The 21,402-nt window shown below is 63.6% G+C and carries 24 protein-coding genes and 1 tRNA gene; 13 read left to right on the top strand and 12 right to left on the bottom strand.

The genetic code is table 11. The features are described 5' to 3' along the window. The first annotated feature begins 28 nt into the window (after window positions 1-28). The 6 genes from hisN to rplT all read left to right on the top strand — a co-directional run bounded on the left by hisN (window position 29) and on the right by rplT (window position 3,062). A complete protein-coding gene (gene hisN, locus A9D15_RS15155; RefSeq protein WP_066766976.1) occupies window positions 29-811 on the top strand; it encodes a histidinol-phosphatase in 783 nt (260 codons plus the stop codon). A gap of 9 nt (window positions 812-820) precedes the next feature. Beyond that, window positions 821-1,240 carry a gamma-glutamylcyclotransferase family protein gene (locus A9D15_RS15150; RefSeq protein WP_066766477.1) on the top strand — a complete coding sequence of 140 codons (420 nt, stop codon included), beginning with the start codon at window positions 821-823 and terminating at the stop codon, window positions 1,238-1,240. Window positions 1,241-1,264: 24 nt separating this feature from the next. Continuing rightward, window positions 1,265-2,044 carry an SDR family NAD(P)-dependent oxidoreductase gene (locus A9D15_RS15145; protein WP_066766475.1) on the top strand — a complete coding sequence of 260 codons (780 nt, stop codon included), beginning with the start codon at window positions 1,265-1,267 and terminating at the stop codon, window positions 2,042-2,044. 95 nt (window positions 2,045-2,139) lie between these two features. Continuing rightward, window positions 2,140-2,343, top strand: coding sequence for a hypothetical protein (locus tag A9D15_RS15140; RefSeq protein WP_082924527.1), 204 nt, complete (start codon window positions 2,140-2,142; stop codon window positions 2,341-2,343). Between the two features lie 142 nt (window positions 2,344-2,485). Continuing rightward, window positions 2,486-2,689 (top strand): 50S ribosomal protein L35, encoded by a 204-nt coding sequence (rpmI, locus tag A9D15_RS15135; protein WP_066766972.1) that lies wholly within the window; start codon window positions 2,486-2,488, stop codon window positions 2,687-2,689. Window positions 2,690-2,702: 13 nt separating this feature from the next. Continuing rightward, a complete protein-coding gene (gene rplT / locus A9D15_RS15130; RefSeq protein ID WP_066766473.1) occupies window positions 2,703-3,062 on the top strand; it encodes a 50S ribosomal protein L20 in 360 nt (119 codons plus the stop codon). 117 nt (window positions 3,063-3,179) lie between these two features. On the opposite strand, the gene A9D15_RS15125 is transcribed toward rplT, so the two are convergent. Continuing rightward, complete coding sequence (locus A9D15_RS15125; RefSeq protein ID WP_066766471.1) at window positions 3,180-3,602, bottom strand: DUF3597 domain-containing protein; 423 nt, start codon at window positions 3,600-3,602, stop codon at window positions 3,180-3,182. 156 nt (window positions 3,603-3,758) lie between these two features. Between A9D15_RS15125 and A9D15_RS16650 the strand changes: the two genes are divergently transcribed. Continuing rightward, window positions 3,759-3,956, top strand: coding sequence for a hypothetical protein (locus tag A9D15_RS16650; RefSeq protein ID WP_066766468.1), 198 nt, complete (start codon window positions 3,759-3,761; stop codon window positions 3,954-3,956). On the opposite strand, the gene A9D15_RS15115 is transcribed toward A9D15_RS16650, so the two are convergent. Together A9D15_RS15115 and A9D15_RS15110 are read right to left on the bottom strand one after the other, a co-directional pair. Then, the gene (locus tag A9D15_RS15115; protein ID WP_066766970.1) at window positions 3,953-5,179 is read right to left on the bottom strand and encodes a dihydroorotase; all 1,227 of its coding nucleotides are present in this window, start codon (window positions 5,177-5,179) and stop codon (window positions 3,953-3,955) included. The genes A9D15_RS16650 and A9D15_RS15115 overlap by 4 nt on opposite strands. Before the next feature lie 5 nt (window positions 5,180-5,184). After that, on the bottom strand, window positions 5,185-6,201 hold the full coding sequence (locus A9D15_RS15110) for an aspartate carbamoyltransferase catalytic subunit (RefSeq protein WP_066766466.1): 1,017 nt from the start codon (window positions 6,199-6,201) through the stop codon (window positions 5,185-5,187). A gap of 137 nt (window positions 6,202-6,338) precedes the next feature. Between A9D15_RS15110 and sppA the strand changes: the two genes are divergently transcribed. Beyond that, window positions 6,339-8,219 (top strand): signal peptide peptidase SppA, encoded by a 1,881-nt coding sequence (gene sppA, locus A9D15_RS15105; RefSeq protein ID WP_066766464.1) that lies wholly within the window; start codon window positions 6,339-6,341, stop codon window positions 8,217-8,219. A gap of 21 nt (window positions 8,220-8,240) precedes the next feature. On the opposite strand, the gene A9D15_RS15100 is transcribed toward sppA, so the two are convergent. After that, window positions 8,241-8,519 (bottom strand): hypothetical protein, encoded by a 279-nt coding sequence (locus A9D15_RS15100; RefSeq protein WP_082924526.1) that lies wholly within the window; start codon window positions 8,517-8,519, stop codon window positions 8,241-8,243. Between the two features lie 24 nt (window positions 8,520-8,543). Here A9D15_RS15100 and A9D15_RS15095 point away from each other — a divergent pair. Both A9D15_RS15095 and tig read left to right on the top strand, forming a co-directional pair. Then, window positions 8,544-8,628, top strand: a tRNA-Leu gene (locus tag A9D15_RS15095). 85 nt (window positions 8,629-8,713) lie between these two features. Then, window positions 8,714-10,297 carry a trigger factor gene (gene tig / locus A9D15_RS15090; protein WP_066766461.1) on the top strand — a complete coding sequence of 528 codons (1,584 nt, stop codon included), beginning with the start codon at window positions 8,714-8,716 and terminating at the stop codon, window positions 10,295-10,297. Between the two features lie 494 nt (window positions 10,298-10,791). Here tig and A9D15_RS15085 read toward each other — a convergent pair whose 3' ends face one another. Then, on the bottom strand, window positions 10,792-12,348 hold the full coding sequence (locus A9D15_RS15085; RefSeq protein ID WP_066766459.1) for an amidase: 1,557 nt from the start codon (window positions 12,346-12,348) through the stop codon (window positions 10,792-10,794). Between the two features lie 104 nt (window positions 12,349-12,452). Here A9D15_RS15085 and clpP point away from each other — a divergent pair, with 104 nt between their 5' ends. After that, window positions 12,453-13,124: an ATP-dependent Clp endopeptidase proteolytic subunit ClpP gene (gene clpP, locus A9D15_RS15080; protein WP_066766456.1), complete on the top strand. Its 672-nt coding sequence runs from the start codon at window positions 12,453-12,455 to the stop codon at window positions 13,122-13,124. Window positions 13,125-13,326: 202 nt separating this feature from the next. After that, complete coding sequence (clpX, locus tag A9D15_RS15075) at window positions 13,327-14,583, top strand: ATP-dependent Clp protease ATP-binding subunit ClpX (RefSeq protein ID WP_066766453.1); 1,257 nt, start codon at window positions 13,327-13,329, stop codon at window positions 14,581-14,583. 81 nt (window positions 14,584-14,664) lie between these two features. Here clpX and A9D15_RS15070 read toward each other — a convergent pair whose 3' ends face one another. The 7 genes from A9D15_RS15070 to A9D15_RS15040 form a co-directional block, all read right to left on the bottom strand. Then, window positions 14,665-15,363 (bottom strand): polysaccharide deacetylase family protein, encoded by a 699-nt coding sequence (locus A9D15_RS15070; protein WP_172807541.1) that lies wholly within the window; start codon window positions 15,361-15,363, stop codon window positions 14,665-14,667. A gap of 133 nt (window positions 15,364-15,496) precedes the next feature. Further along, entirely contained in the window at window positions 15,497-16,429 is a 933-nt protein-coding gene (locus A9D15_RS15065) for a cation diffusion facilitator family transporter (RefSeq protein ID WP_066766447.1), read from the bottom strand. A 4-nt stretch (window positions 16,430-16,433) separates the two neighbouring features. Then, a complete protein-coding gene (gene mtgA / locus A9D15_RS15060; protein WP_066766445.1) occupies window positions 16,434-17,129 on the bottom strand; it encodes a monofunctional biosynthetic peptidoglycan transglycosylase in 696 nt (231 codons plus the stop codon). Between the two features lie 69 nt (window positions 17,130-17,198). Next, window positions 17,199-18,461: a cation:proton antiporter gene (locus A9D15_RS15055; protein WP_066766443.1), complete on the bottom strand. Its 1,263-nt coding sequence runs from the start codon at window positions 18,459-18,461 to the stop codon at window positions 17,199-17,201. Window positions 18,462-18,504: 43 nt separating this feature from the next. Continuing rightward, a complete protein-coding gene (locus A9D15_RS15050; protein ID WP_172807540.1) occupies window positions 18,505-18,984 on the bottom strand; it encodes a hypothetical protein in 480 nt (159 codons plus the stop codon). A 5-nt stretch (window positions 18,985-18,989) separates the two neighbouring features. Continuing rightward, window positions 18,990-19,832: an RNA polymerase sigma factor RpoH gene (gene rpoH, locus A9D15_RS15045; RefSeq protein WP_066766964.1), complete on the bottom strand. Its 843-nt coding sequence runs from the start codon at window positions 19,830-19,832 to the stop codon at window positions 18,990-18,992. 184 nt (window positions 19,833-20,016) lie between these two features. Next, window positions 20,017-20,970 carry an RluA family pseudouridine synthase gene (locus A9D15_RS15040; RefSeq protein ID WP_066766439.1) on the bottom strand — a complete coding sequence of 318 codons (954 nt, stop codon included), beginning with the start codon at window positions 20,968-20,970 and terminating at the stop codon, window positions 20,017-20,019. Between the two features lie 17 nt (window positions 20,971-20,987). On the opposite strand from A9D15_RS15040, the gene A9D15_RS15035 reads away from it, so the two are divergent. After that, window positions 20,988-21,368, top strand: coding sequence for a M67 family metallopeptidase (locus A9D15_RS15035; protein ID WP_066766437.1), 381 nt, complete (start codon window positions 20,988-20,990; stop codon window positions 21,366-21,368). Window positions 21,369-21,402 lie beyond the last annotated feature (34 nt).

Raw genomic sequence — 21,402 nt, 5'->3', positions numbered from 1 at the left:
CGCGCGCGCTGCGGCAAGTGCGGACGACATGGATCTGAAAGACGACATCGCACTCGCGCAGCGCCTCGCCGATGCGGCTGGCAATGCCATCCGTCCGCACTTTCGCAAGATCGTCGGCCCCGAACGCAAGGGCGATGCCTCGCCCGTAACGGTCGCCGACCGCGAGGCGGAAAAGGCGATGCGCGCGATTCTTGGCACGGCGCGGCCCGAAGACGGCATCATCGGCGAGGAATACGGAAACGAGCGCGGCGAAGCGCGCCGCCAGTGGGTCCTCGATCCCATCGACGGGACGGCGGGTTTCCTTGCGGGCCGCCCGATCTTTGGCACGCTGATCGCGCTTATGGTCGACGGTTGGCCGGTGCTGGGCGTGATCGACCAGCCGATCGCCGGCGAACGCTGGGTCGGCGCCGCGGGGCTGCCGACGCTGCTGAATGGAGAGGAAGTGCGCTGCCGCCCGTGCCGCGAACTCTCCGACGCGACGCTTGCCACGACCGGCCCCCACTACTTCGACGATCACCAAGGCGAACATTTCATGGGCCTTGCAGCCAAGACCGACCATCGCCGCATGGTCATGGGCGGCGACTGCTATAACTATGCCATGCTCGCCTCGGGCCAGCTCGACATCGTGTGCGAAGCGGGGCTGAAGCTGTATGACTATGCCGCGCTGATCCCCGTGGTCGAAGGCGCGGGCGGAACTATGGCCGACTGGAACGGCGAACCGCTTCACGCAGGAAGCGATGGCCACGTCATCGCGCTTGGCGATCCGGCACGGCTCGACGACGTGGTCGAGGCGCTGGCCTGTCATCACTGAGCCTTCCGAATGCGTAAAAAGCTCTTCCTCTACGGCACGCTGATGGGCCATGCCGACACGCCGATGGCGCACTTCGTTCAGGAACGCGTCGTGTCCTCGCTGGAGGCCGATGCGCCGGGGAAGCTGCTCGCCATTCCCTCGGCAAGGGGCTGGTTCCCCGCGCTCGTTCCGGGGCAGGGGCGGGTGAAGGGCGTGCTCGCCGACCTTGAACTGACGCGGGCCGATCTCATGAAGCTCGACCGGTACGAAGGCCGCGAATATCGCCGCATCGTCCTGCGCGTGCGGACTTCGGAAGGGATGTCTTCGGCGCAAGGATGGGTCTGGACCGTTCCGCCGTCTGAGGAATCGGTGCTGATCGAAGGCGACGACTTCATGGCATGGCTGAAGAAGACCGGCCTGCCGATCCTTTCCCAGCGCAACGGCACCTGATCGCGTTCCCCGCGTTATGGGGGCATGACCGACAAGACCGAAAAGAACACGCCCGCCGTCGTCATCACCGGTGGCGGGGCAGGCATAGGCCGCGGCACTGCGCTGCATTTCGCGGGCAGGGGCTGGAAAGTCGCCGCGCTAGACAAGGACGCAAAGGCGCTGGCCGAACTCTTGGCGCTGCTGCCCAAAGGCCGGCTGCTTGCGATCGAGTGCGATGTCGGCAAGGAGGACCCGGTGAGGGACGCGTTCGAGAGCATCGCGGATTGGACCGACGGTCTCGACCTCCTCGTCAACAATGCAGGGATCGCGAACCCGAAATCCGGCCCGCTGGAAGACCTGACGCTGGAGGCGTGGCAGGGCTGGATCGACGCCAGCCTGACGTCGGCTTTCCTGTGCAGCCGCGCCGCTGTCGCCATGCTGAGGAAGCGCGCGCCTGCCGCTATCGTCAACGTCACGTCCAGCCGCGCGCTTCAGTCCGAGCCGGAGACTTACGGCTATGCCGCGGCCAAGGGCGGGCTCTTCGCGCTGACCCATGCGATGGCGGTGACGCTTGGCCCCGATATCCGCGTCAACGCCGTCGCGCCCGGATGGATCGAGACCGGACCTTGGCAGAAGGAAGCGGATCGCACCGACCCCGACCATTCGAAGCGCGCGAAGGAACAGCACCTCGTGGGCCGAATCGGCCGTGTCGAGGATATTGCCGAGGCGATCGACTGGCTCGCAGGCGAGAAATCGGGTTTCGTGACGGGCCAGCAGCTTGTCGTCGATGGCGGGATGACCCGGCTCATGCAGTACGATGCCTGATTTATTTGCGCAGATGCAGCACGCGTTAGGCGAAACTTAACCCTGCGCGCGCAAGGTGATTTCGACCTGCAAGGAGGGCATGGGGTCGAAGTCGCATGATGGTATCGTTCTATAAATCTCTTGTGCCGGGCGCGCTCTTTTCGTGGATCGTGTCGATGGTGCTCATGAACGGCGGCACGACCGGCGGTGCACTCTACGTGCATCGTCTCACCGTATATTCGGTTGCGTTCCCTTTTTCGTGGATGCTGTTCATCGGCGGCACGGGGCTTGCGTGGTTCATCCTCTATTCGATGGATTAGGGCGCGCTACCCACACAGCGCTTGCCAAACCGCGCCGCGTTCTGTAGGCGCGCGCACTTCAACGACACGTGATTCAACCGCCGGCCTGGCTAATAGGGCTGCCAGGGCTGGTTCGGACGTGTCTTCTGACAAGGAGATGAAAATGCCCAAGCTCAAGACGAAGAGCGGTGTGAAGAAGCGCTTCAAGATCACCGCCAACGGCAAGGTCAAGCACGGCGTCGCCGGCAAGCGCCACCGCCTCATCAGCCACAACGGCAAGTACATCCGCCAGAACCGCGGCACCACCGTGATCAGCGACGCAGACGCGAAGACGATCAAGAAGTGGGCGCCCTACGGGCTGAACTGAGGAGTAGCGACACATGGCACGCATCAAGAGGGGTGTTACCACCCGCACCAAGCACAAGCGTCTTCTGGATCAGGCCAAGGGTTACCGCGGCCGCCGCAAGAACACGATCCGCGTCGCTCGCCAGGCCGTCGAAAAGGCCGGTCAGTACGCGTATCGCGACCGCAAGGTTAAGAAGCGGAACTTCCGCGCCCTGTGGATCCAGCGCATCAACGCCGCTGTCCGCGCCGAAGGCCTGACCTACTCGCAGTTCATGCACGGCGCGAAGCTCGCCGGCATCGAACTGGACCGCAAGGTCATGGCCGACCTCGCGATGAACGAAAGCGCCGCTTTCGGTGCGATCATCGCCCAGGCCAAGCAGGCTCTGCCTGCTTAATCGGGTCAATCCCAAGAAGGTTCTTTCGGCCTGATCGGCTGAAAGCACTTTCGGGTACGAAAAAGCCCGCCGGTTCCATGATGGAGCCGGCGGGCTTTTCGCATTCTGGCCGCTGGATCAGTCTCGCATCGATGCGGGCACCTTGCCGCCGTTCCTGGCAAGGCCGTTCATCACCGCCTTGTGCAGGGCGATGTTCTCTTCGGCGTTCCCCGAATAGTCGGTGTCGCCCAGTTCGTGGGCCAGTTCCTTGCGGTTCTCGTAGCTGGGATCGATGCCGACCAGCTTCATCAGGTCGACGATCGAGGTTCGCCAGTTAAGCCGGTCTGCTCCGTCCATTGATGCGAGTTGCTTCTCGACATCGACGTCGGACATCACGCCGCCATTGCTGGTCGTCGCCGTAGGCGAAGGCATGCCGCCCGGAGGTGTCGGGCGAAGATTGCCATCCGGGCTGACGGTCTTGCCGTCGACGCTGATCTGCACGTCGTGGTCGGCTTTCTTCTTGCCGAAGATGGCATCCTTGATCTTGCCGAAAATGCTCATGAAACTGGTTCCTGTCTCGCTCGGCCCGCAGCGGCGGGCGCGTCGTTGCAGGGTCAGCGGTCGAAAGCGCGAACGGTTCCGGCAAAAGCGGCAAGTGGTGGGCAGCGTGCGGGCGGGGACTAGGCGCGCCGCGAACAGGGAGCTAAGGATCGCGACGTGAGCGACATTGCCCTCTCCCTCCTCGTCCTTGGCGCCATCGCGATGTGCGTGGGAGCGTGGCTTGCCTGGAATAAGGGCGATCGCAAGCGCGCCGGGCTGATGCTCGTGCTCGCCGTGATCATGGCGCTCAACGTCGGGATATGGACGATCCCCGGCCCGTCGGATACGACGCTGGCCGAAGAGGCGCGGAACTAGACCTTAACGTCCATCCCGCCCTTGAAGAGGGCCAGCGCGCGGCCTTGTACCGGCTGCTTGTCGAAAGGCGTGTTGCCCGCCTGCGCTTCCATACGGTCCGAATCGACGATCCACGGACGGTCGGGATCGACGATCGCGATGTCGGCCTCGAGACCTGCTTCCAGACGCCCCGCCGGAACGCCCAGAATCTTCGCCGGATTGACGCAGAGTAGCTGCGCCATGCGCGTCATGTCGATCACGCCGTCGCGCACCAGTTGCAGCGTCAGCGGGAGCAGCGTTTCGGCGCCTGCCATGCCCGGTGCGGCATCGGCAAACGGCAGGCGCTTGTCCTCGGGCCCGCGCGGGTCGTGCCCGCTCGCGACCACGTCGATGGTGCCGTCTGCAAGAGCCGCCAACACGGCCCGACGGTCGCTTTCGGCGCGCAGTGGCGGGGAGAGGCGGGCGAACGTCAGGAAGCCGTTCACCGCGATGTCGGACAGCATGAAGTGCGCAGGCGTAACCCCGCAAGTCACGCGCACGCCGCGATCCTTGGCTTTGCGCACGATGTCGAGCGCGGCGGCAGTCGTGACCTGCCGGATATGCAGATGTGCGCCCGCCATCTCGGCCAGCGTCACGTCGCGCATGACGGCGAGAGCCTCTGCCTCAGCCGGAGCGCTGGCAAGGCCAAGCCGGGTCGCGGTTTCACCATCGGTGGCGACCGCGCCGCCTGCGATCCCTGCGTCCTCGGCGTGCGAGATGAAGGGCAGGCCCAGCATCGCGGCATATTGCAGGACGCGCAGCATGACGCCTGAATCGGTGATCCACTTGCGGCCCGACGACACGGCCTTGGCGCCTGCATCTTTCATCAGGCCCAGTTCGGGCAGTTCGTTGCCTTCCAGCCCGCGCGTTGCCGCGGCGATGGGGTGGACCCAGAAATCGGGCTTGCCGAAGCTTGCCGCAAAGCGGACGCGCGCTGGATAGTCGAGCGGCGGCGGCTGATCGGGCATGAGCGCGGCGCGCGTCACTCCGCCGAAATGGAATGCAGGCTTGTCGATTTCGAACACGCCGAGGTCGATGATCCCCGGCATCACGATTTTGCCCTTGGCATCGACCGTACGGTCGCCGTCCTGCGCGGCGACGTCGCCGACTGCCGTGATATGGTCGCCTTCGCAGCGGATCGCACCCGCAGTCGGTTCGCCGGATCCGGTCAGCAGCTTTCCGCCGGTGATCGTAAGAGGAGCCATCGGCTTCACGAGAGCGCCTCCCATCCTTCGATCCCGCGGGCGCGGCGGGTCAGCACGTCGAGACAGGCCATGCGGATCGCGACGCCCATTTCCACCTGCGTGGTGATGGCGCTGCGCTCTAAATGGTCCGCAACGTCGCTATCGATTTCCACGCCGCGGTTCATCGGGCCGGGATGCATGACGAGCGCATGGGGCGCGGCGCGTTTCAGCCGCGTCTGGGTAAGGCCATAAAGGTGGCGATACTCGCGCGCCGAGGGGATGAAAGGCCCGCTCATCCGCTCGTTCTGGAGGCGCAGCATCATGACGACGTCGACGTCGTCGATTGCCTCGTCAAAATTGGTGTAGGCGGACACGCGCATCTGTTCGATGGCGGCGGGCATAAGCGCGGGCGGCGCGCAGACCCGAACATCCGCGCCCAGCGCGGTCAGCAGCAGCACGTTCGAACGCGCCACGCGGCTGTGCAGGATGTCGCCGCAGATCGCGACCTTGAGCCCTGTAAACTCCTCGCTCCCGCGCGAACGCATCCACTGCCGCATGGTCAGCGCGTCGAGCAGTGCCTGTGTCGGGTGTTCGTGCCGACCGTCACCGGCGTTCAGCACCGGGCAGTCGACCTTGTCCGCGATCAGCCGGACCGCGCCCGAACTAGCGTGCCGGATCACGATGGCATCGGCGCGCATCGCGTTCAGCGTGGTGGCCGTATCGATAAGCGTCTCGCCCTTCTTCACGCTCGACTGCGCGGCGTGCATATTGACGACGTCCGCGCCCAGCCGCTTGCCAGCGATCTCAAACGACAAAAGCGTCCGGGTCGAGTTTTCGAAGAAGGCGTTGATGATGGTAAGACCCGCCAGAACATCGACGTGCTTGTTCCGCTGGCGGTTCAGGGCGACCCATTGCTCCGCCTCGTCCAGCAGGTAGAGGATCTGCCAGGGGGGCAGATCGGAAATGCCGGTGAGGTCCTTGTGGGGAAACGCCTGGCCACCGGCGGGGTATCGGGTGGAGGGGGAAGGGGGCGTGTCGCTCATCTTAGGGACTGTGCCCTATTCACCTTCGCGTCATAGGGCAAGCGTGCGCCAGCCAAAGCCTCACGGTTTTTGTCCTTTGCCCTTTGGCGGGCGGGCCACTAGCTTGGCCGCTAATCCCTCAAGTTTCAGGATACCCGATGTCGTTCGCCCGCAAGGTCTGGAAATTCCTCGTCGCCGTGAAGGACGGGCTCGTCCTTCTCATGCTGCTCATGTTCTTCGGCCTGCTCTATGCCGCGCTCAGCTATCGCCCGACGCCCGCCTCGGTCACCGAAGGCGCGCTGCTGGTCACGCTGGACGGCGTCGTCGTGGAAGAGCCGCAGGCGATTGACCCGCTCTCTCTCATCGTGCCGATGCAGGCCGCGACCCGCGAACACAGAGCCGCCGACGTGATCCGCGCGATCGAGGGTGCGGCGAGCGATGACAAGATCAAGGCCGTGGCGCTCGATCTCGATTATTTCCTGGGCGCGGGGCAGGTTACGCTGTCCGACATCGGCCGCGCGATGGACAAGGTCCGTGCCGCAAAGAAGCCGGTGCTGGTCCACGCCATCGCCTATTCCGCTGACAGCGCGCAGCTTGCTGCCCATGCAAGCGAGGTCTGGATGGACCCGATGGGCGGCGCTCTATTGGCAGGGCCGGGCGGGACTTACCTGTTCTGGGGCGAGGCGGCCGACAAGTACGGGGTCAACGTCCACATCTACCGTGCAGGGCGGTACAAGAGCGCGGTCGAAACCTATTCGCGCAGTTCCTTTTCCGACGACGCGCGCAGCGACATCGGCGGCGCGCTCGATTCCTTGTGGGAGCAGTGGCGCGGCGAAGTCGCCCGCGTGCGGCCCAAGGCCAAGCTCGACAAGCTGATCTCCGACCCTGCAGGCGCGATTGCCGATGCGGGCGGCGATCCGGCGAAGGCCGCGCTGAAGAGCGGGCTGGTCGACAAGCTGGGCAGCCGCAAGGACTTTGGCGCGCACGTCGCCTCCATCGTGGGCGAGGACGATGACCTGCCCGGCGATCCGGCGGCCTTCGCGCATACGAGCTATGAAACGTGGCTACGCGCCAGCCCCGCGAAAAAGCCGGGTAAGTCGATTGGCGTCGTCACCATCGCCGGCACTATCGTCGACGGCGATGCAGGCCCCGGCACGGCAGGCGGCGATCGTATCGCTGAAATCCTCGACGATGCGCTGGACGACGATCTGGCCGCTCTTGTCGTGCGCGTAGATTCGCCCGGCGGGTCGGTCACGGCATCGGAAGTCATCCGCCAGTCGATCCTGCGCCACAAGGAAGCGGGCATCCCGGTCGTCGTGTCGATGGGCAATATCGCGGCAAGCGGCGGCTACTGGGTGGCAACGCCCGGCGATGCGATCTTTGCCGAACCCTCGACGATCACCGGCTCCATCGGCGTCTTCGCGACGATCCCCTCGTTCGAGAACACGCTCGGCCGATTCTCGGTACGCACCGATTCGCTGGGTACGACCCCGCTATCGGGCCAGCCCGACGTGTTCGGCGGTTTCTCCGAACAGATGGACGCGGTGCTGCAGGCGCAAGTCACGCATTCCTACGACACGTTCCTCGAATTGGTGCAGGAATCGCGCAAGATCGACCGCGCCAAGGCGCTGACGCTGGCCGAAGGGCGGACCTGGACCGGCGGGGCCGCGCGGCAGGTCGGGCTTGTCGATCGGCTGGGCGGTCTCGACGACGCGCTGGCCTATGCGGCCAAGGAGGCGGGTCTGGACGATGGCGAGTGGCATGCAAGCTATCTTAAGGAAAAGCCCGACCCCTTCACGATGTTCGTGCAAGACCTGACCGCGCCAAAGGAGGAAACTGTGCGGGTCGGGCTTCCTGAACTGCTGGTCGCGCATCGCAATGCGCGGCTTTCCTCGGTCGTGGAGGACGTGGAGAGCATGATCGCCCGCCCGACCATACAGGCGCGTTGCACGACATGTCCGGTTCCGGCGCGGCTCCTGTCGGTGCAGGCGGACGCGCCGCGCTGGCTGCGCGCGGCGGAAATGCTTTTCGCGAACTGACCGTCAGATCTCGGCCTCAGGTCAATCCGGCGGCGGCGTTTCCATGGGATTGCCGCCGGGGTCGGCGATGTCGGGCGCAGGTTCGGTCACTTCGCCGGGGCCCGGCGTAGGATCGATCTGGGGCTGTTCGTCAGGGGTGATCACCGGCGGCGTCTCTGGCGGCGCGGCGGGTTCGATCGTGTCGGGCTTGGGGTCTGGATTGCTGGCCATGTCGATAAAACGCACATCGAGGCCGCAGTATCCCGTGGCGCTTGCGCTTTTGGCAGGGCTTCGATAGAGGCGCGCGAGCCGATTTTTCATGCCATATGGCAGGTGAAGGTCGCCGCGGGCGTGGCGGAACTGGTAGACGCGCCAGATTTAGGTTCTGGTATCGCAAGATGTGGGGGTTCGAGTCCCTTCGCCCGCACCAGACCGAAACGGCGGTAGACCCGGACCAGCCACGCGGCAGATCCGACTACCGCCAGACGAGAGAGATACCCTTAGAAGGGATACCAATGCAGATTTCCGAAACCAAGAACGACGGCCTGGCCCGTGCCTACGCCGTAACCATTCCCGCTTCCGAGATCGATTCGCGCGTCGCTGACGAGATCAAGCGTATCGCACCGCAGGTCCGCATGCCGGGCTTCCGTCCGGGCAAGGTTCCCGCGAATCTCGTAAAGAAGATGCACGGCGAGGCGATCCACGCCGACGCTCTCCAGAAGGCCGTCCGCGAAAGCGTCGACAAGGTCATGACCGAGAACAAGCTGCGCCCCGCAATGCAGCCGTCGGTCACGCTCGGCGAAAGTTACGAGCAGGGCAAGGACGCCGAAGTCACCGTCGAACTCGAAGTGCTGCCCGAAATCGAGGCGCCCGAGCTTGACGGTCTGAAGCTTGAAAAGCTGGTCGTTCCCGTCACTGACGCACAGGTCGACGAGGCGCTGGAACAGCTGGCCGGTCAGCAGAAGTCCTTCAAGAAGGCTGCAAAGACCAAGAAGGCCGCCGAAGGCGACCAGCTGATCATCGATTTCGTCGGCAAGCTCGACGGCGTCGAATTCGACGGCGGCAAGGCCGAGGACGCGGCGCTGGAAATCGGTTCGGGCCGTTTCATCCCGGGCTTCGAGGAACAGCTCGTCGGTGCGAAGACCGGCGATGAAAAGACCATCACCGTGACCTTCCCCGAAGACTATCCGGCCGAGAACCTGAAGGGCAAGGAAGCGACCTTCGACATCGCCGTCAAGGAAGTGAAGTCGCCGACCGAAACCAAGGTCGACGAGGAATTCGCCACCAACCTCGGGCTCGACAGCCTCGACAAGCTCAAGGAGCTTCTGAAGGGCCAGCTGGAGCAGGAGACCGCCGGTCTTACCCGCACCCAGATGAAGCGCTCGCTACTCGACGTCCTGGCCGACGGTCACGACTTCGCCGTCCCGCCGAGCATGGTGGACGCCGAATTCCAGCAGATCTGGGCCCAGCTGGAGCAGGAAGCTGCCCGCGAGGAAGATCCCGAAGCCGCGATGAAGGAAATCGAGGCCGAGAAGGACGACTACAAGCGCATTGCAGAGCGCCGCGTGCGCCTTGGCCTGCTGCTTTCGGAAATCGGCCAGAAGAACGGCGTCGAGGTTTCCAACCAGGAAATGCAGATGCTGATGATGCAGGCTGCCCAGCAGTATCGCCCGGAAGACCGTGAGCGGTTCATGGAATATGTCCGCAACGAGCCGATGGCCGCTGCCCAGCTGCGGGCCCCGCTTTACGAGGACAAGGTCGTCGACTTCCTGTTCGACAAGGCCGAAGTGACCGAACGTGAAGTGACCAAGGAAGAGCTGCAGGCCGCAATCGAAGCCGAAGAAGGCGCCGAGGCCGAAGCAAAGCCCGCCAAGAAGGCCCCGGCCAAGAAGAAGGCTGCCGCCAAGAAGGCCGACGCCAAGACCGACGACGCAGCGGAGGAAAAGCCCGCTGCCAAGAAGGCTCCGGCGAAGAAGGCTCCGGCCAAGAAGGCTGCCGCCGACAAGGAAGAGGGCGAAAAGGCTCCTGCCAAGAAGGCACCGGCAAAGAAGGCCGCTGCGAAGAAGGCTCCCGCCAAGAAGGCCGCCAAGGCCGACTGATCGGGCACGCGATTCGCGACAGGCCGACAGGGCCGGGGAGAGCGCAAGGCTCTCCCCGGCCCTATCTTTTTGTGCAGTCCGGACACGCGGAAATGCCCTGCCGGAGTATCAGGAATCCCCCCGGCGTAAGCGCGATGTAGAGCTTTGTCGCAGAGTGTCTCAAGCGCCCGCCGGCCAATTGCGCGGCCCGCAAAGTCGTGGTTTTCCGTGGTTCACAGACGAACCGAACTCCACGAATTCTAGGGACTGCACCCCCACATGGCACTTGCCGGCACACACGACCACGACGGACAACAGCTTGTCCGCGACCTAGCCACGATGGAGCGTATCGCGGTAGATCGCCGCCGGGCATCGCCGCCCAGCAGGAAGCGATGACGGTGACTGCCACGAAATCGGCAAGCGCAGGATATACAGCTGTCGCAACGGTCGGAGTCGCGACCTGATCTTTGGGGATACCCCAATGATCACCGACCCTTGCGTATGCGCCCGGCGGCTTAGTCCCCCGCCGGGCGCATAACTTTTTCAAGGAACCGCGGATCGGATGCGAAGCGCACCGTCGCGAGGTCGGCACTGCGCACCTTCTCATAGGCCGCACCTGCCTTCAGCACGCCGAGATCGTCCCACTTCGCGCCCATGAACGACAGGCCGACGGGCAGCTTTTCTATCGCGCCCATCGGCACGGTAAGGTGCGGCGTCCCGCCGATCGCGGCGATCGAGCCGATGCCGATATCGCCCGAGAAATTGTCGCCATAGATGATGTCGGTCGACCAGGCCGGGCCCATCGTCGGCGCGACGAGAATGTCGACCTCGTATTCGGCGAGGAGCCGGTCGACCCCTTCGTCCTTGGCCATGCGCAGCGAATCGGCGCGCGCCTCTTCGTAAGCCTGCCGGTCGACGGTGCCTTGCGCCTGTTCCATCAGATCCTGGCCGAACCAGCGCAGTTCGGTGTCCGCGTGCGCCTTGTTGAAGCGAATCACGTCGGCAAGGCTGCGAACCGGGATATCGGCGGGTGAGGCGCGCAAGTATGCGTCCAGATCCTCGCGGAATTCGAAGAGCAGGACAGTAAACTCGTCCTCGAACATCTCGTCCTGCGGTTCGTAGTCGACTTCGACCAGCACGGCTCCGGCCTTTGCCATATCGACCAGCGCGGCCTCGAACAGTTCGGCCACGTCCTCGCGCCCACCCACCTGCTTGCGCATGACACCGATGCGCAGGCCTTTGAGAGAGGCGCTGGCGAGGCCCCTGGCGTAGTCGACTTTGCGCGAATCGGCCTCGGCCGTTGCGGAATCCAGCGGGTCGGTACCGGCAATCGCGGTCAAGACCCTGGCCGCCTCGCTTACGGTCTGCGTGATCGGTCCGGCGGTATCCTGCGAATGCGAAAGTGGTACGATATACGTGCGACTGACGAGGCCGAGCGTGGGCTTGAAGCCGACCACGCCGTTGACGCTCGCGGGGCAGGTAATCGACCCGTCGGTTTCGGTGCCGAGTGCGACCGAGGTCATTAAAGCTGCCACTGCCGCCGCGCTGCCCGATGACGAGCCGCAGGGGTTGCGGAATGGGATATGCGGATTGCGCGTCTGCCCGCCCACCGCGCTCCACCCGCTGGTCGAGTTCGAGGAGCGGAAATTCGCCCATTCGGACAAGTTGGCCTTGCCCGCGATCACGGCCCCTGCCGCGCGCAGGCGGGCGACGATGGGGGCATCGCGCCCGGTCATGTTTTCGGCGAGTGCAAGGCTACCCGCAGTGGTTGGCCATTCGCGGGTCTCGATATTGTCCTTCACCATGACCGTGTATCCGGCCAGCGGCAGACCGCTGCGCGCAGCTTTTTCGACTTGCGCTTCCACATCGTCGGCATGGATCATCACCGCCCCGATACGCGGCCCGCGATCATCGAAGGCCGCGATCCGCTGTACCTGCAACTTCGCCGCGGTTTCGCGCAGCGTCGGCGTGAGGTCGACGACCGGCTGGGCCTGCTCCTGCGCGCCGGCGGGGCTGGCGGCGAGGAGGGCGAGGGTAAGCGGCAGCGCAGTGCGAAAAGGGGATGCTTTCATGTGTAACCTTCTGCCCTGATACGACTTATCCAGACAAGGATTAATGCCCTTGAACAAGCAGGGGTGAGTGGCGACATAGGGCTGGCAACATCATGAGGACCTCCATGCTCGACCTGTTTGGCACCCGCTCCGAATCCGCCCAGGGCAAATTCGAAATCGATCCCGCAACCGGTGCTCTCGTGCCCGTCGTCGTCGAGCAGACGAGCCGCGGCGAACGCAGCTTCGACATCTTCTCGCGCCTGCTGCGCGAACGCATCGTGTTCGTGACCGGCCAGGTCGAAGACAACATGGCCTCGCTCATCGTCGCGCAGCTGCTGTTCCTCGAATCCGAGGACAGCACCAAGGACATCTCGATGTACATCAACTCGCCGGGCGGCGTCGTCACGGCGGGCATGGCGATCCATGACACCATGCAGTACATCAAGCCGCGCGTTTCCACCGTTTGCATCGGTCAGGCTGCATCGATGGGCAGCTTCCTTCTCGCCGCGGGCGAACCGGGCATGCGCATCGCGCTTCCCAATGCGCGCATCATGATTCACCAGCCCTCGGGCGGTGCACGCGGCATGGCGTCGGACATCGAAATCCAGGCCCGCGAAATCCTGCGCATCCGTCGCCGGATGAACGACCTTTACGTGAAGTACACCGGCAAGGACCTCGACACGATCGAGAAGGCCATGGACCGCGACACGTTCCTCGAAGCGGACGAAGCCAAGGAATTCGGCCTGGTCGACAAGGTCTTCGTGAGCCGGACCGACGCCGAAAGCGGCGAAGGCTGAGCGGCCTTAACCTTCCGGCATGGCAGTGCTGCGCCATCTGTCCCGTATGGGGCAGGGGCGCCGCCTCACATGATTAACCGCTTCGACAGGACGTTGCAGTTATGCACCGTGTGTCGGAGCACTTTTGCGTAGTGGTTGATTCTCGACCCTGCGCGCGTAAATTCGATAAAGTCGCCCGAGTCCGGGCGCTTCAGGATGGAATATGACCAAAGTCAGTGGAACTGACAGCAAGAGCACTCTCTATTGCAGCTTCTGCGGCAAGTCGCAGCACGAGGTGCGCAAGCTGATCGCGGGGCCGACCGTCTTCATCTGTGATGAATGCGTCGAGCTTTGCAACGACATCATCCGCGAGGAAACCAAGGCCGGTATCGCCGGCAAGAAGGATGGCGGCGTGCCGCCTCCGTCGGAAATCTTCGCGACCTTGAACGACTATGTCATCGGCCAGGACCGCGCGAAGCGCGTGCTCTCGGTCGCGGTGCACAACCACTACAAGCGGCTTAAGCACTCGGGAAAGTCGAACGACGTCGAACTGGCGAAGTCGAACATCCTGCTCGTCGGTCCGACCGGTTCGGGCAAGACGCTGCTGGCCCAGACGCTGGCGCGCACCTTCGACGTGCCCTTCACGATGGCGGACGCCACGACCCTGACCGAAGCCGGTTACGTGGGCGAGGACGTCGAGAACATCATCCTGAAGCTGCTTCAGGCATCCGACTATAACGTCGAGAAGGCGCAGCACGGCATCGTCTATATCGACGAGATCGACAAGATCACGCGCAAGGCGGAAAATCCCTCGATCACGCGCGACGTATCGGGCGAGGGCGTGCAGCAGGCCCTGCTGAAGCTGATGGAAGGCACCACCGCCTCGGTTCCACCGCAGGGCGGGCGCAAGCATCCGCAGCAGGAATTCCTGCAGGTCGATACGACGAACATCCTTTTCATCTGCGGCGGTGCGTTCGCAGGGCTGGAAAAGCTGATCTCCGATCGTCTGCAGAAGCGTTCGATCGGTTTCGGTGCGCATGTCGCCGATCCCGAAAAGCGCCAGATCGGCGAATTGCTGGTCAAGGCAGAGCCGGAGGACCTTCTGAAGTTCGGCCTGATCCCCGAATTCGTCGGCCGTCTGCCGGTCATCGCCACGCTGGAAGACCTTGACGTCGCGGCTCTGGTGAAGATCCTGAGCGAGCCGAAGAACGCGCTGGTCAAGCAGTACCAGAAGCTGTTCGAGCTTGAGGACGTCGTCCTGACTTTCACCGACGACGCGCTCGAAGCGGTTGCCCAGAAGGCGATCAAGCGCAAGACCGGTGCACGCGGATTGCGTTCCATCGTCGAGGCTATCCTGCTCGACACGATGTTCGACCTGCCGACGCTGGAAGGCGTTACCGAAGTCGTCGTCGACAAGGACGTGGTTGAAGGCCGCAAGGAACCCGTACAGGTTCACAAGGGCAAGGAAGCCGCCGCCTAAGCGCTGGCGCTATCTATTGAAACACGAACGGCGCGTCCCATCGGGGCGCGCCGTTTGCATTTGGAAGTCCGGAAAAAGGGTCTACTTGCCCTTGGCTTCCAACAGCTCGCTGACCGTCACGACCTTCAGCCCCTTTTCGGCAAGGCCGTCGAGAATGAGCGGCAGGGCTGCCCGCGTGTTGTCGTCGCCTGCGTCGAGCGCGTGGAGCATGATGATCGATCCCGGCGCTGCCTGCGCCACGATTGCGTTGGCCAGCGATTCGGGCGGCGCCTCGCGCTTGCCGTTATCCGACACGTCCCACATCACCAGCTTGTAACCGGCCGAGTGCAGTTCCCACAGCAGGCCCACTGACCGTATGCCGAATGGCGGGCGGAACAGGTTCGGGTTTTCAGCGCCGGCATCGCGCAGTAGTTTGTCGGTCTGTGCGATTTCCGCCCTGTGGAATTCTTGCGGGCGGTCTTCCATCACCTGGTTCGAATAGGCGAGGTTGCCCAACTCGTGCCCTGCGGCAACGATCTGTTTCGTCGCGGGCATCGCGTTTTCGATCTTCTGGCCCGACAGGAAGAATGTCGCCTTTGCATCGCGGCTGGCCAGAACGGGCAGCACGGCATTCACGGTGGCGTCGTCAGGACCGTCGGAAAACGTGAGGGCGACGACGTTGCGCGTGGTGGATACGTGGCAGACGGAATCGAAGATGGCATTGAAACAGCGCAGCGATGCGAGATTCACCAGAATCGTGAGCAGCAATGCGATAATGCCCATGACAACAGCCACACGCATAGCGATGTCTTTTATTCGGTCGCTTTTCATATCCCCCCTTGTTCCGGGAAAAGCCTGCCGGAACGGGGATTAACTTACGTTAGTGGCAAACCTGCCGCAAGATGATGGCAGGATTTGTCATGACCGTTAAATACTAGACCACGTGATCGTGGTGCAGCGCGCAGGCTTCCTCGTCGATTTCGAGCTGGATTGTTGCGTGTTCGATCCCGAACCGGTCGTGCAGCCGCTCTGCCACTTCGTGCAGGAACGCATCACCCGGATGACCCGCGGGCATGACAAGATGCGCGGTCAGCGCGGTCTCGGTTGTGCTCATCGGCCAGATGTGGAGATCGTGGACGCTGGCAACGCCGGGCATTCCGGCCAGTTCGTCGCGCACGGCATTCTCGTTGATCCCGTCGGGAACGGCGTGGAGCCCCATCTTCACACTGTCCTTCAGAAGGCCCCAAGTACCCACCGCGATGATCGCGACGATGACGAGCGAGGTGACGGGATCGATCCAGGCCATGCCGGTCAACCAGATCAGCAGGCCGGCCACGACGACGCCCGCCGAAACGGCAGCATCGGCCACCATGTGCAGGTAGGCGCCGCGGATGTTGAGATCGCCCTTGCGCCCGCGCATGAACATCAGCGCGGTGACCGTGTTGATAACGATGCCGATGGCCGCCACGATCATGATCGGGCCGGGTTCTACCGGTGCGGGATCGAACAGGCGGCGCAGCGTTTCCACCGTGATCGCGCCCAGCGCGACCAGCAGCAGTGCGGCATTTGCCATCGCGGCAAGGATCGAGCTGGACTTCAGGCCATACGTGAACCGAGCCGAAGGCGGCCGCTTGGCCAGCGCGCTCGCGCCCCAGGCGATGAGCAGGGAGAGGACATCGGACAGGTTGTGCCCGGCATCGGCGACCAGCGCCATCGAGCCGTAGAGAAAACCTGCCAGCGCCTCGATGACGACGAAGCCGGTGTTGAGCGCAACGCCGATCGCGAAGGCCTTGCCGTAGTCGGCCGGCCCGTGATCGTGCCCGTGCGAATGCCCATGCCCGTGCGAATGGTGATGTCCTGCGCCCATGGTGTCACTCGTAGACACAGGAATCGAGGCCGTCACGTGCGACGACGCCGATCCGCGCGCGAATCGTGTCGCCGTGGCGGGCAAGCCAGCCCGATGGGTTCTTGACCGACCGTTTCTTGGGCAGCGGTAGCGCGGCGGCCATGCGCGCCGCCTCGGTCGTCGTCAGACGGTCGGCGGAATGGTTGAAATACCGCATCGCCCCTGCCTCGACCCCGTAAGTGCCGATGCCGGTTTCGGCTACGTTGAGATAGACTTCCATGATCCGCCGCTTACCCCAAAGGTTCTCGATCAGGAAAGTGAACCATGCCTCCAGCCCTTTGCGGAAATAGCCGCCGTCCTGCCACAGGAAGACGTTCTTTGCCGTCTGCTGACTGATCGTCGATCCGCCGCGGATGCGTCCGCCTTCAGCGTTCCGCTGCATCGCCTTTTCGATCGCCTCGCGGTCGAAGCCCGCGTGTTCGCAGAACTTGCCGTCCTCTGCCGCGATGGCGGCGCGGACCATGTTGCGGTCTATGTCGGAAAGCGGCTCCCAGTCCTTGGTGATGCCGTTCTCGTCCATCAGCATCGTCGCCGTCACCGGAACCGGCACGATGCGATAGAGCAGGACCCACGCTGCACTGAACACGACAAGCGCGAGGGAGAGTTTTACGAGAAAAATGAAGAGCCGCGCACCCAGCCCGCGCGATTTTGCCTTGGCCATGCGGGGCTTACTAGCCAACAGCTGTCCTCATGCAAAGCCGCACGCGTCGCCGGGCATCCTTCGGCACGGTCAGTTCGCCTCCTTCGCGGCCTCTTCGCCGCGCGTCGCGGCGTGGACGACGGATCCTGCACTGAACCCGTGGACCAGCGTGGACAGCAGGATGGTGAAGGCGATCGCGGCCCAAAGATCCCCTTCGTTCACGAACTGCAGCGTCCCGGCGGCATAGGCGAGGTAATATATCGAACCCATGCCGCGTACGCCGTAAAACGCCACGACGCCCCGGTGTTTCAACGGCATTTCCGTTCCGATCAGCGACAGCATCCCGAACGCAGGTCGGATCAGGAACACCAGCGCAACGCCGATCAGCGCGTGTTGCCATGACAGGTAGGGAAGGAGAACCGGCAGCGCCCCGCCGAAAAGGACGAGAAGAATGGCGGTGACGCCGTCTTCCAGCGCCACGGAAAAGGCGTGGAGGCGCGAATGATATTCATGTTCCGCCTCTACCCGTCGAAGCGTCAGTCCCATGATGAAGGCCGCGATAAAGCCATAGCCTTCGATCAGTTCGGTGATCCCGTAAGTGAACAGCAGGCCGGCCAGCGCGATGACGCCGCTGCCCGAACTCGACAGCGGATTGTGGTTCGGGAACGAGAAGATGACCTTGCCCAGAAGCCAGCCCGCTCCGATCCCTGCGAGCACGCCGACTACGATCTTGTAAACGAAGTAGAACCCGAACCATTCCCAGCCCCAGCTGGCAACGTCGAGCCCCATCGTCCCGACGAACAGCGCGAGGTAGACGAAAGGAAAGGCCAGGCCGTCGTTGAGGCCCGCCTCGGTCGTCAGTGCAAATCGGATGGGATGTTCGCCGCCCTCGCCCGGCGGGCCTACCTGTACGTCGGCGGCTAGGACCGGGTCGGTCGGGGCGAGCACCGCGGCGAGCAGGATCGCGCCAGCCGCCGTGAGGCCGAGCATATAGCCAAGCGTGAAGACCGCGGCGATGCAAAGCGGCATCGCGATCACGAGAAGCCTTATCGTCGGAGACCACAGGCCCTTGCCGATCACCCGGTCGAGCCGCATCCCCGTGCCGAACAGCGCCGCAATGACGGCAAATTCCGACGCAAGTTCCCAGAAGCCGGTTCTTTCCATGGGAGAAAACACTTCGGGCACGCCCGGCAGAATTCCGAACACGGCCAACCCGCCGAGAATGAGCAGGCCTGACGAAGATGGTTCGCGATCCCGCAGAAAGCGCGGGATCCAGAAGGCAAGGATGATGACGATCCCGCAACCGGCGAGAAGAACGTGGTATGGGGAAATGCCAAAAAGAGAACCGTCCATGAGACGTCTTACCGGCCAACCGCGCTCTGGTTCCCGGCCTGCATCAGCCTGCTGGTGGCGGAGGGGGCAAGGGCGGTGGCGTGGGCGGATCCGATGTCTCTTCGCCATTGCCATGTCGGGATGATGGCAAGGGGGGCGGTTCGACAACGAAATCGGCGTCGCGGTGCCATCCCGCGCCGCCGCAAGTGATCGCATCGCGGGCGATGGGTATGCCCCACGGGCCCAGCACGGTCAGCGTGACGCGTGCATCGCGCAAGGCCGGCCAGGTCGTGCTTCCCCCCTCGCAGCTGCCCGGTTCGATCCGCCAGTCGTGGAGCACGAAATTCTGCGCCGCCAAGCCGAACCAGGCCTGTTCGACGGGATTGTCGTGCATCAGCCAGAAGGTCGTCAGGGCCTCTTGGCGAAAGCCGGATGGCGCCTCTGACGGCAGTCTGTCGAAATCGAAAAGGCGCGGCCAGAAGGCAGACGCAACAAGGGCGGCAGCGATCATCCATCGCCGCCGCCCCGATTTTGCGTTTGCCATGCCGATCAGGCGCTTGCGGGCATCAGCCTTTCGCCGACGATACGCTGCATCGCCTTCTGCACCTTTTCGAAGGCGCGCACCTCGATCTGGCGGATGCGTTCGCGGCTAACGTCGTAAACCTGCGAAAGCTCTTCCAGCGTCTGCGGGTTCTCGCTGAGGCGACGCTCGGCCAGAATGTGCTTTTCGCGGTCGTTCAGGACGTCCATCGCTTCAACCAGCATGTCGTGGCGGACCTGCTTTTCCTCGGCATCGGCGACGGTTTCGTCCTGCAGCGGGCGATCGTCGGTCAGCCAGTCCTGCCACTGGCCCGAACCTTCCTCGTCGCTGCGCATCGACACGTTGAGCGAGGCATCGCCGCCCATGAGCATGCGGCGGTTCATGTTGACCACCTCCTGCTCGGGCACGCCGAGGTCGGTCGCGATCTTGGCGACGTCGTCAGGGTGCAGGTCGGTGTCCTCGAAAGCCTCGAGGTTCTTTTTCATGCGGCGCAGGTTGAAAAACAGCTTCTTCTGGGCAGCAGTAGTGCCCATCTTCACGAGGCTCCACGTACGCAGGATGTATTCCTGAATCGAAGCCTTGATCCACCACATCGCGTAAGTCGCGAGGCGGAAGCCGCGATCGGGCTCGAACTTCTTCACGCCCTGCATCAGGCCGACATTGCCTTCGGAGATGAGGTCGGACACGGGAAGGCCGTAGCCGCGATAGCCCATGGCGATCTTGGCGACGAGACGCAGGTGGCTCGTCACGAGCTGGGCCGCGGCCTCGGGATCCTCGTGTTCCTGATAGCGCTTGGCGAGCATGTATTCCTGCTCGGGCTTAAGCACCGGGAATTTCTTGATCTCGGCCAGGTAGCGGTTGAGGCTCTGCTCTCCGCCGAGTGCCGGGATGGTGGTCTTGGTTGTCGTGCTCACTTCTCTTACCGAACCTTTCTACCGTCGACCTACGTTTTGCCGACCCCTGCTGGGCATCCGCACGTGCAGGTCACGTTTTTTCCTTATAGACCCGTTTGCATGTGAAGTGTTGATCATTCTCTCAATCTCTAAAACCGAGAGCGTCGATCAGTTCCCGCATGTCTGGCGGTATGTCGCTGGAAAAATGCAATCGATCGCCAGACACGGGATGAATGAAGCCAAGAATGGCCGCGTGAAGCGCCTGTCGGGTAAAGGAAAGCCGCTGGAGAAGCGGGCGAAGGCGCGAATCGGGTCGTCCATAGACAGGGTCCCCGATTAGCGCATGGCCGATTGATGACATGTGAACGCGGATCTGGTGGGTTCTGCCGGTTTCCAGTCTGCATTCGACCAGCGCCGCCCCGTCGAGACGGGCGAGCGTCGAAAAATGCGTGACCGCGCGCTTACCCCGATTCGAATTGTCGTCCAGCACCGCCATCTTCTTGCGGTCGCGATCGCTGCGCCCGATCATCCCCGCGATCGTGCCTGAAGCCGGCGATGGATGGCCTTTCACCACCGCCTTGTAGGCGCGTTCGAGAGAGTGTTCGGCAAACTGTTTCGCCAGCCCTTCGTGGGCGACATCGCTCTTGGCCACCACCAGAAGCCCCGAGGTATCCTTGTCGATGCGGTGTACGATACCGGGCCTCGCGACGCCGCCGATGCCCGAGAGCTGCCCCGCGCAGTGGTGGAGCAGGGCGTTGACCAGCGTGCCGTTGGGGTTGCCGGCAGCGGGGTGGACGACCATGCCTGCGGGCTTGTCGATGACGATCAGGTCGTCATCCTCGTATACGACGTTCAGCGGGATATCCTGCGCCACTGCCTCGGCAGGCGCGGCCTCGGGCACGTCGATCTTGAAGGAGGTTCCGGCAGCAGGTTTCATCGAAGTGCTTTTCGCCAGCGACTTGCCGACGGTTACACGGCCTTCACCGATCAGTGCCTTGATGCGTTCGCGCGAGAGGTCGGTCAGGTCCGCCAGCGCCTTGTCCAGCCGCTGCCCTCCGTCCTCGATAACGCCGCGAATGACATTGTCGTCCCCCATGGCTAGCTAGATGGGTAATGGGCATCGAAGTCGCAAGCGAGGTGATCGACCTCATTCTGGCCGAAGCGGCAGCTGCGCACCCGCACGAGTGCTGCGGCATCCTGCTGGGCATTGATGGGCGGATCGAGAATGCGGTTCCCTGCGCCAACGTCCACCCAGAACCGGCGCGTCATTTCGAGATCGATCCTTCTGCGCTCATCGCCGCGCACAAGGCAGCGCGGGCGGGCGGGCTGCAGGTTCTCGGCTATTACCATTCGCATCCCACCGGCTATGCCGAACCGTCTGCGACCGATCGCGCGATGGCAGCAGGCGACGGGCGGGTCTGGGCCATCGCTGCGGGTGGGCGCATCGGGTGGTGGCGCGCCTGCGCGGACGGGTTCAAACCGCTCTGCCCATAAGAAAAGAGGCCCCGAAAGGGACCTCTTCTCGTTC

Source organism: Croceicoccus pelagius (genome assembly GCF_001661915.1).
Taxonomy (GTDB): Bacteria; Pseudomonadota; Alphaproteobacteria; order Sphingomonadales; family Sphingomonadaceae; genus Croceicoccus; species Croceicoccus pelagius.
This window is presented reverse-complemented; position numbering and strand designations above follow the sequence as displayed.